8 protein-coding genes are annotated in these 9187 nt (G+C 71.4%); 6 read left to right on the plus strand and 2 right to left on the minus strand.

Annotated elements, in window-relative coordinates; genetic code table 11:
• Positions 1-173 precede the first annotated feature (173 nt).
• Positions 174-3002 carry a hybrid sensor histidine kinase/response regulator gene (locus E1292_RS47730; protein ID WP_132606427.1) on the minus strand — a complete coding sequence of 943 codons (2829 nt, stop codon included), beginning with the start codon at positions 3000-3002 and terminating at the stop codon, positions 174-176.
• 158 nt (positions 3003-3160) lie between these two features.
• On the opposite strand from E1292_RS47730, the gene E1292_RS47735 reads away from it, so the two are divergent.
• From E1292_RS47735 to E1292_RS47760, 6 genes are all read left to right on the plus strand, one after another.
• Complete coding sequence (locus E1292_RS47735; RefSeq protein ID WP_132606428.1) at positions 3161-3847, plus strand: response regulator; 687 nt, start codon at positions 3161-3163, stop codon at positions 3845-3847.
• Positions 3844-4665: a glutamate ABC transporter substrate-binding protein gene (locus tag E1292_RS47740; RefSeq protein ID WP_246090930.1), complete on the plus strand. Its 822-nt coding sequence runs from the start codon at positions 3844-3846 to the stop codon at positions 4663-4665. The genes E1292_RS47735 and E1292_RS47740 overlap by 4 nt, the downstream gene beginning before the upstream one ends.
• A gap of 88 nt (positions 4666-4753) precedes the next feature.
• Complete coding sequence (locus tag E1292_RS47745) at positions 4754-5497, plus strand: amino acid ABC transporter ATP-binding protein (protein ID WP_132606429.1); 744 nt, start codon at positions 4754-4756, stop codon at positions 5495-5497.
• Between the two features lie 8 nt (positions 5498-5505).
• Positions 5506-6333, plus strand: a complete 828-nt coding sequence (locus E1292_RS47750; protein ID WP_132606430.1) for a glutamate ABC transporter substrate-binding protein — start codon at positions 5506-5508, stop codon at positions 6331-6333.
• Between the two features lie 4 nt (positions 6334-6337).
• The gene (locus E1292_RS47755) at positions 6338-7006 is read left to right on the plus strand and encodes an amino acid ABC transporter permease (protein WP_132606431.1); all 669 of its coding nucleotides are present in this window, start codon (positions 6338-6340) and stop codon (positions 7004-7006) included.
• Positions 7003-7806, plus strand: a complete 804-nt coding sequence (locus E1292_RS47760; RefSeq protein ID WP_132606432.1) for an amino acid ABC transporter permease — start codon at positions 7003-7005, stop codon at positions 7804-7806. The genes E1292_RS47755 and E1292_RS47760 overlap by 4 nt, the downstream gene beginning before the upstream one ends.
• Here E1292_RS47760 and E1292_RS47765 read toward each other — a convergent pair.
• The gene (locus tag E1292_RS47765) at positions 7757-9067 is read right to left on the minus strand and encodes a hypothetical protein (protein WP_132606433.1); all 1311 of its coding nucleotides are present in this window, start codon (positions 9065-9067) and stop codon (positions 7757-7759) included. The two genes, E1292_RS47760 and E1292_RS47765, sit on opposite strands and share 50 nt — an antisense overlap.
• Positions 9068-9187 lie beyond the last annotated feature (120 nt).

Raw genomic sequence — 9187 nt, forward strand, 5'->3', positions numbered from 1 at the left:
GGGTAGGGGACGAGGTAGGCGAGTACGTGGGGCCGGGGGTGGTTGCCGGGCCGGGCTCATCGGACGGATCCGCCATCGACCCCTCCTTCACCAGTAGGCGATCACGCAATGACAGAGAGACAGTGACGGTGACGAACCTCGGGCAGGTCAATCTCCAGGAATATAGCGCTATTTCATGTTAAGAGGGCGTTCATCCATGAGGGAGGTTCCACGAGCAGTTCGCCCAGCTCATCGATCGCCTCTCCCTCGACGGTCCCCGTACGGGCCGCGTCCTCGACGCGCTGGCACAACGCCGCCTCGCGGACGGCTCCGACGGTCGCGCAGGCGCTCTTGAGCCGGTGGGCGAGCGCGCCCGCCTCCGCCGCGTCGCCGGCTTCCGCCGCCCGCCGCAGCTCGTCGAACGTCCGCGTCGCGGTGGCGAGGAACGCCTGCGCCACGTCGGCGACCGCCTCCGGCGAAAGGCCCGCCAGCTCCGGCGGCAGGCTCGAGTACGCCGCCCACTCCGGGATCCTGGCCAGCACCCTGGGCCAGTCGACCGGCTTGGCCAGGTGGTCGTCCATGCCCGCCTCCAGGCACCGGATCCGGTCGTCCGGCATGGCCGCCGCGGTCATCGCGATGATCGGGGTGTGTCCCTCCTCCCGGCCGCGGATCTCCGCGGTCGCGGCCAGCCCGTCGAGCACGGGCAGCTGGCAGTCCATGAACACGAGGTCGTAGCCGCCGGCCAGCACGGCCCGCACGGCCTGCTCGCCGTCGTCCACGGTCTCGACCTCGTGACCGGCCTGCTCCAGGATGAGCATCGCCACCTGGCGGCTCACCTCGTCGTCCTCGGCCACCAGGATGCGCGTGCCGCCGTCCTTCCCCTCGGCCTGCGCGCCCTCGCCCGGCTCGCCGGGGGCATCGGTGGTGCCCAGGGCGTTCTCCACGGCGGCGAGCAGCCGGCGGCGGCTGAGCGGCCGGGTGATCGACTGCACGGCGCGCTCCCCCGAGGCGCCCGGCCAGGCGAACCCGGAGCGGCCCGGCGTCACGACCACGACGACGCTGGTGGCCTGGAGCAGCGGGTCGGTGAGGATCACGTGCGCGAGCGACTCCGACTCGCCGAGGTCGAGGGCGACGACCGCCAGCTCGTACGGCCGCCCGCTCGTGGCGGCGGCCCGCAGCAGCGTCAGCGCGGACGCCTCGTCCTTGGTCTCCTCGACGGCGAGCCCCGCCTCCGCCAGGGACCTCCCGGCCAGGGTGCGGTCCTGGGGACGCGGGTCGGCGACGAGCGCGCGCCGCCCCTCCAGCGCCTCGGGCTTCGGCTCCGACCACGTCTGAACGTCGACCGGCAAGGTCGCCCAGAACCGGCTGCCCACGCCCTCCACGCTGTCCAGCCCGATCCGCCCGCCCATGAGCTCGATGAGCTGCCTGCTGATGGCCAGGCCCAGGCCGCTGCCGCCGGTCCTGCGGGTGATCGGCGAGTCGACCTGGCGGAAGACGCCGAAGACCCGATCACGGTCGTCGGGGCCGACGCCGATCCCGGTGTCGGCGACCGCGAACCGCAACACCGCCCGTTCGTCGCCCGGACTGCCCTCGTCCAGCGTGACGTGCAGGTCGACCCCGCCCTGGACGGTGAACTTGAGCGCGTTGCCGACCAGGTTCGTGAGCACCTGGCGCAGCCGCGCGGGATCGCCCGCCACCTGCCGCGGCACACCCTCGTCGAGCCGGAGCGTGAGCCAGAGCCCCTGCTCGTACGCGTGCGGCGCGAAGGGCGCGACCACCTCGTCGCAGAGCCGCGGCAGGTCGAACGGCACCGCCTCGACCTGCAGGTGGCCCGCCTCGATCCTGGACAGGTCGAGGAAGTCGTCGAGCAGGCGCAGCACGTTCTGGGCCGCGCCCTGGGCCGTGGTGGTGTAGTGGCGCTGCTCGTCGTCCAGCCGGGTGCCCATGAGCAGGGAGTTCATGCCGAGCACGCCGTTGATCGGGGTGCGGATCTCGTGGCTGATCTTGGCGAGGAACTCGGACTTCGCGCTGGAGGCGTTGACCGCGTCGTCCCTGGCGGCGGCCAGCTCGCCCGCGTACCTGGCCAGCGTGGCCTGCGCCCGGCGGCGGCCGTGCTCGCTGCGGATCTGCAGGCCCAGGCCGATGAGGATGAGCAGCGCCAGCAGGGCCGCGACGGCGAGCACGTTGGACCTGAGCTGTTCGGCGGAGGCCAGCGCGGCGGCGGCCGGCACCTCGGCGGTGACCGTCCAGCCGATGCCGGGGATCGGCTCGGACGCCGACAGCACCGTGCCGTCAATGCCGCGGAACGTGCCGTTCCAGGTGCGCCCTGCGAGCGCCGCGTCGACCCGCGGGTCCTCGCGCAGGGAGGTGAGGGCGTAGAGCTTGCGGCCGGGGTCGGCGACGAGCACGCCGGCCTGGTCGGTGATCAGCAGCCTGATGCCCTGCGCGTTCGCGGCCTGCTCGGCGAACTTCTGGATGGCGTCCAGGCTGTAGACGACCGTGAGGATGCCGAGCATGCGCTCGCCGTCGGCGCTCGGGATGGGCGCGGCCACGGCGACGGCTCTGGACACGCCGACCATCGTGGGCGTGTACGCCTGCGAGACGTGGGCCTGCCGCCGGTCGCGCACGGCGCGGTACCAGTCGGTGTTGCCGATGTCCTGGGGCAGGCCGCTCGGCGGCTCGGCGCCCATCATGTCGCCGTCGGGCGTGATCAGGATCAGGCCGCTGACGCCGTCGCGCTGCCGTTCCAGCTGGTCGAGGTAGCCGCGCATGGACTTCGTGGTGACCCGCCCGACCGCCTCGCGCACCTGGGGGCGTTGCGCGAACGCGGTGACGAGTTGTTTGAGCGAGTCCATCTGCTGTTCCACCACGACCCGGCTCACCGAGGCGGTGGTCCTGACGCGGTCGGTGACCTCGTCCCGCACCGCCTGCTCCGACAGGGAGATGCTGGAGGAGGTGAGCAGCGCCAGTGGCAGCAGACCGAGTAACGTCCACAGGGCCGTGACCGCGAGCAGCCATCTCACCGGCGTCCGTCCCTTCCCGCTGTCGTTCGCGTCCAGATTAGGAGGAAACGGGCGTGGACGGCGGATCGTGATGAGCATAACGAGCAAAAGTCGATCTTTTGTGATAAAAGCCGCCTAAGCTGCAAGAACCCGTTAACGGCTGGACGAGGAGCGTGGCGATGCCTGAGCCCAGGGACATCACCGTTCTCATCGTGGACGACGATCCGGTCGTCACCGCGGCACTGCACGCGCAGGTGAACCGGGTCCTGGGCTTCAGGGTGGTGGGCATCGCCCACAGCGGGCACGCGGCACTCGCCGCCGCCGCCCGCTTCGCGCCCCGGCTGGTCCTGCTCGACCTGCACCTGCCGGACCTGCCGGGCTTGGAGGTGGCGCACCGGCTGCGCCGGCCCGACCAGCCGCCCGCCGACGTCATCGTGATCTCCGGCCGCAAGGAGTCCGCGACGGTCCGCGCGGCCATCCAGCGCGGCGCCCTGTACTACCTGGTCAAGCCGACCAGGGCGGGCACGCTGGAGCAGACGCTGCTGCGGTACGCGGCGACGGTCGCCCAGCTGGAGTCGGGTGGCCGCTTCGCCGAGCAGCAGGAGATCGACCGGATCTTCCGCTCGCTCCACCTCGACCAGGGAGCCCGGCCCAAGAGCATCTCCGCCGCCACCGAGCAGGCGGTGCTCGACGCGCTGGCCGGCGTCGACGAGGACGCCTCCGCGCACGAGCTCGGCGAGCTGATCGGCGTCAGCCGGGCCACCGCCCGCCGCTACCTGGAGCACCTGGCCGAGCGCGGCCTGGTGGAGGGTCGGCCGAGATACGGCCCCACCGGGCGCCCGCAGCACCGGTATCGCGTACGGTGACCGCGCTCAGGGCGCTGCTCGCCGCGCTGTTATGCCTGCTGGCCGCGGGCTGCGGCGAGGCGAGCCCGTTCCCCGAGGGCTCCACCATGGAGCGCGTCAGGGATCGCGGCGTCCTCACCGTGGGCATCAAGTTCGACCAGCCGCTGTTCGGCTACAAGGACCCGGCCAGCGGGCGGATCACCGGCTTCGACGCGGAGATCGCCCGGCTGGTGGCCAAGGACCTCACCGGCAGCGAGCGCAACATCCGCTTCGTCGAGACCGTCTCGCGCGAGCGGGAGAACTTCCTCAAGCAGGAGGTCGTGGACCTCGTCATCGCCACGTACTCGATCACGCCGGCCCGCGCCGAGCTGGTCACCTTCACCGACCCGTACTACTACGCCGGGCAGGACATGCTGGTCAGGTCCGGCGACTCCACCATCCGCGACGTGTCCGACCTGGACGGCAAGCGGGTCTGCACGGCCAAGGGCTCCACGTCCGTCGAGCGGCTGCGCACCCTCCTGCCCGGGGCCGACCTCGAGATCGTCGACGTCTACAGCGTGTGCGTGCCGGCGCTCATCTCCGGGCGCATCGACGCGGTCAGCACCGACGACACCATCCTGCACGGGCTGATGGCCCAGCATCCCGACACGCTGCGGCTCGTGGGCAAGCCGTTCGGGCGCGAGCCGTACGGGATGGGGGTCCGCAAGCAGGACACCGTCTTCCGCGACTACCTCAACGGGCTGATCGCGCGCTGGCTGCGTGACGGGCAGTGGGACCGCGCCTTCATGTCGACCATCGGGATCTCCGGCGCCACCTCGGAATCGTCGAAACCCCGCTAATTGCTGAGCAGAACGCTCACAAGCCTTTCCGCAGAACACGCGACTCCTACGGTTACGCCAACGCTGACCGACACGAGGAGCGTGACGCATGACCCAGGCGGACCTGATCGTCCTGGACCAGGTCAACAAGCGCTACGGCGAGCACCATGTGCTCAGGGACGTGAACCTGACCGTCCGGCAGGGCGAAGTCGTAGTGATCATCGGCCCGTCCGGGGCGGGCAAATCGACCCTGTGCCGCGCGATCAACCGGCTGGAGACCATCGACTCCGGCGTGATCAGCGTGGACGGGACCCCGCTGCCCGCCGAGGGGCGGCAGCTCGCCCGGCTCCGCGCCGAAGTGGGCATGGTCTTCCAGTCCTTCAACCTCTTCGCGCACAAGACTGTCCTGGACAACGTCGTCCTCGGACAGGTCCACGTGCTCAGGCGGCCCAAGGACGAGGCCGTGCGCAAGGCCCAGGAACTGCTCGACCGGGTCGGCATCGGCGGCCAGGCGGCCAAGTTCCCGGCCCAGCTCTCCGGCGGGCAGCAGCAGCGGGTGGCCATCGCCAGGGCGCTGGCCATGGACCCCAAGGTGATCCTCTTCGACGAGCCCACCTCCGCGCTCGACCCGGAGATGGTCAACGAGGTGCTCGAGGTGATGACGGCGCTGGCGCGCGACGGCATGACCATGGTCGTCGTCACCCACGAGATGGGCTTCGCCAGGCGCGCGGCCGACCGCGTGGTGTTCATGGCCGACGGCGAGATCGTCGAGCAGGACACCCCCGACGGCTTCTTCGGCGCCCCGAGCAGCGAGCGCGCCCAGTCCTTCCTCGCCAAGATCCTCACCCACTAAGGAGTGTCATGTTCGGCAGATCCCTCTATGCCGTTTTCGCCGTCGTCACGCTGGCCACCGCCTGCGGCGGCGGCCAGGAGAGCTACGCCTCCGTCGTGGACAAGGCCAAGAACGCCAAGAAGCTGGTCATCGGCGTGAAGGCGGACCAGCCCGGGCTCGGGCTGCGCACCCCCAACGGCGACTTCTCCGGATTCGACATCGAGGTCGCCACGTACGTCGCCAAGCAGCTCGGGGTCGAGGCGAAGGACATCACCTGGAAGGAGACCGTCTCCGCCAACCGGGAGGCGTTCATCGAGCAGGGCCAGGTGGACATGGTGGTGGCCACGTACTCCATCACCGACGCCAGGAAGCAGAAGGTGTCCTTCGCCGGACCGTACTTCGTGGCCGGGCAGGACCTGCTGGTGCGGGCCGCCGACGCGGCGCTCACCGGGCCGGAGGCGCTCAACGGCAAGAAGCTGTGCTCCGTCGCCGGCTCCACCCCGGCGCAGAAGGTCAAGTCGGAGTACGCCAAGGAGGTGCAGCTGCAGGAGGAGCGGACGTACTCGGCGTGCGTGGACCGCGTCCTCGGCGGCCAGCTCGACGCCATCACCACCGACGACGTCATCCTCGCCGGCTACGCCGCCCAGCACGCCGGCAAGCTCAAGGTGGTCGGCAAGCCGTTCAGCACCGAGAAGTACGGCATCGGGCTGAAGAAGGACGACACGGCCGGGCGCAAGGCGGTCAACGACGCGCTGGAGAAGATGTTCTCCGACGGCAGCTGGACCAAGGCGCTGCAGGCCAGCGTCGGCTCCTCGGGCTTCGCCCTGCCGCAGGCCCCGAAGCTGGAGCGGTACTGATCCCATGGACGCGTTGCTGATCGAGAGCGACACCGTCTTCGCCGCGTTCTGGATGACGGTACGGCTGACGGCCGTCAGCGCGCTCGGCTCGCTGGTGCTGGGGGTGCTGCTGACGGCCATGCGGGTGGCGCCGCTGGCCTCCCTGCGCGGCGCCGCGAGCGTCTACGTGTCCGTGGCCCGCAACACGCCGCTCACCCTGGTGCTGCTCTTCACCGGGCTCGGCGTCGGCGCGAACCTCGGGGTGGAGCTGTCCGACGACATCGCGACCAACAACTACTGGCTCGCCGTCATCGGGCTGACCGCCTACACCTCGGCGTTCGTCTGCGAGGCCCTGCGCTCCGGGCTCAACACGGTGCCGGTCGGCCAGGCCGAGGCCGCCAGGTCGCTGGGGCTGGGCTTCGTCAAGACGCTCGGGCTCATCACGCTGCCGCAGGCGTTCCGTTCCGTGGTGGCGCCGCTGGGCAGCATCATGATCGCGTTGACCAAGAACACCACGATCGCGCTGGTGGTGGGCGTGAGCGAGGCGTCCGTGCGGATGCGCGAGATGATCGAGACGTACGGGGACCAGGTGATCGAGATCTTCTTCGGCTTCGCCGCCGGATTCGTGCTGCTGTGCCTGCCCATGGGGCTGGCGTTCGGCTGGCTGTCGCGGCGGATGGCGGTGGCGCGATGACGTACGCGAACCTCTACGAGCCCCCCGGGCCGCGCGGGATCCGGCGCAACCGGACGCTGGCCGCGGGCGTGGCGCTCGTGCTGCTGGCGGTGGCGTACTTCGTCTTCGTGCGCTTCGACGAGAAGGACCAGTGGGCCGCCGACAAGTGGGCGCCGCTGCTGCGCGGCGACGTCTGGGCCACGTTCATCCTGCCCGGCCTGGCCGGGACGCTGGCCGCGGCCGTGACCGGAGTGGTGCTGGCCGGGCTGTTCGGGATCGTGTTCGCCACCGCCAGGATGTCCGACCACCGGTGGATCCGGGTGCCCGCGGCCGCCGTGGTGGAGTTCTTCAGGTCCGTCCCGCTGCTCCTGCTCATCTTCTTCGCCTTCTTCGGGTCGTTCGCCCTGCTGGGCACGAACATCTCCGCCTTCAGCGCCGTCGTGTTCGGGCTCACCCTCTACAACGGGTCGGTGATCGCGGAGATCATCCGGGCCGGGGTGCAGAGCCTGCCGCGGGGCCAGCGGGAGGCGGCGTTCGCGATAGGCATGCGCAAGGGACAGGTGATGCGGCTCGTCCTGCTGCCGCAGGCGCTGCGGGCCATGATGCCGGCCCTGGTCAGCCAGTTCGTGGTGTTGCTGAAGGACTCGGCGCTCGGGCTGATCGTCGGTTATGACGAGCTGGTGGACCGGGGTCTCAACGGGATCGCGGCCAACTTCTCCAACGTCATCCCGGCGGCGATCCTCATCGCGGCCATCTTCATCCTCATCAACCTCAGCCTCGACCGCCTCGCCCACCGGCTGAGCGCCACCCGCCGCACCTGACGGCCCGGGCCTTCCGTGAACGTCTCAGCGCGGGCAGCCACGGGACGACCCCCACCACGGCCAGCACCGTCAGCAGCGGTGCCCGCCACCACCACGCGACGCTCGCGGGAGGCGGGGCCGGCACCTCCGCCACCCACGGCCGGGCGGTCTTCGACCAGGCCAGGAACGAGTCACCGATGGGAAGCAGGCCGAAGGCGTACCGCTTGGTCCACGGGGTGCCGACCGGCAGACCGGCCAGCTCGCCGTAGCCGGCCAGCGCCTCGGCGAGCGGGGCGTCGCCGTGGACCTGGGCCGCGCCGAGGGTGACCGCGGTGGCCGACAGGCTCACGCCGAGCGGCAACGGCCCGGAGTCGACGTCGGCCGGCCCGTCCAGGCCCTCGGGGTATTCGCGGACGGCCGGGCCGAGACCGAGCGGGGTGACGACGTAGCGGTCACGGAAGCGCGTGTACTGCTCGGCGGCGAAGGCCGGGTCGATGTCCACCAGGAACCGCTGGATCATGCTCTGCGAGGTCCCCCTGGCCACCTCGGCCGGCTCCCCCGTCACGGGGTCGGCCCGGTGCGGCAGCAGGCCGGTGCGCGGGTCGAGCCGTTCGCGGACCTCCCGCAGCCAGTCATGGACGGTGCGGCCGAAGCGCGGCGGGAGAAGCGCGTCGTGCAGCCGCAGCGACGCCACCGCCACGGTCGAGTCGACCGGCCACGCCTGCCCGGGGTACGCCTCCAGGAAAGGCGAGGTCGCGGCGCCGAAGGCCGCGCCGATCGCGGCGGAGCCGGCCTCGAACCGGCGCAGCTCGGCGGGATCGCGCCGGCCCTCCGGCTGCAGGCTCAGCACGCCGCCGCGTAACCAGTTGGACCAGCCGCGGTAGAAGACGCCGTGGGGCGGGACGAGCCCGGCGCTGAACGGGGCACGACCGGCCGGCGAGTCCAGCCGTTCCAGCGCCCACCGCGCCTCCCGCAGCGCCTCCGCCCGCTCCCCCGGCGGCTCGCGCGTGCCCAGCTCGACCCAGCTCAGGCCGTACAGGGCGTGCAGGAAGAAGAATCCCTCGGGGAACAGCCGCTGCGCCTCGTCGCCGGCGCCGGCGTCCAGGGCGGAGCGCAGGAACGCCAGCTGGCGCCGCACCCCGGGCGGCTCACCGTGCGGGCCGGCGGTCGCGGGCACGACCAGCCGCACGGCTCCGGCCAGGGCGCACACGCTGAGGGCGGCGGCCAGGATCGTGCGCGCCCACCACGGCCCCCGGCGCACCGCTGAAGGCCGATCGGACATCCGCCGATCCTAGCCCGGGCCGTGGCCGGCAGTGCACGGCCGCATCCTGGCGGGGGGGTGGTCGACGGGAGGCTGTCGCTTAGACACATCTGACGCTGCAGACGACTAGTCGAGTGTAGA

The organism is Nonomuraea deserti, from assembly GCF_004348685.1.
Lineage (GTDB): Bacteria > Actinomycetota > Actinomycetes > Streptosporangiales > Streptosporangiaceae > Nonomuraea > Nonomuraea deserti.

Bases quoted from the DNA above. Each gene is read 5' to 3' on its own strand.
- E1292_RS47735 (WP_132606428.1), top strand. From the start codon at position 3,161: ATGCCTGAGCCCAGGGACATCACCGTTCTCATCGTGGACGACGATCCG.
- E1292_RS47745 (WP_132606429.1), top strand. From the start codon at position 4,754: ATGACCCAGGCGGACCTGATCGTCCTGGACCAGGTCAACAAGCGCTAC.
- E1292_RS47750 (WP_132606430.1), top strand. From the start codon at position 5,506: ATGTTCGGCAGATCCCTCTATGCCGTTTTCGCCGTCGTCACGCTGGCC.
- E1292_RS47755 (WP_132606431.1), top strand. From the start codon at position 6,338: ATGGACGCGTTGCTGATCGAGAGCGACACCGTCTTCGCCGCGTTCTGG.
- E1292_RS47760 (WP_132606432.1), top strand. From the start codon at position 7,003: ATGACGTACGCGAACCTCTACGAGCCCCCCGGGCCGCGCGGGATCCGG.
- E1292_RS47765 (WP_132606433.1), bottom strand. From the start codon at position 9,067: ATGTCCGATCGGCCTTCAGCGGTGCGCCGGGGGCCGTGGTGGGCGCGC.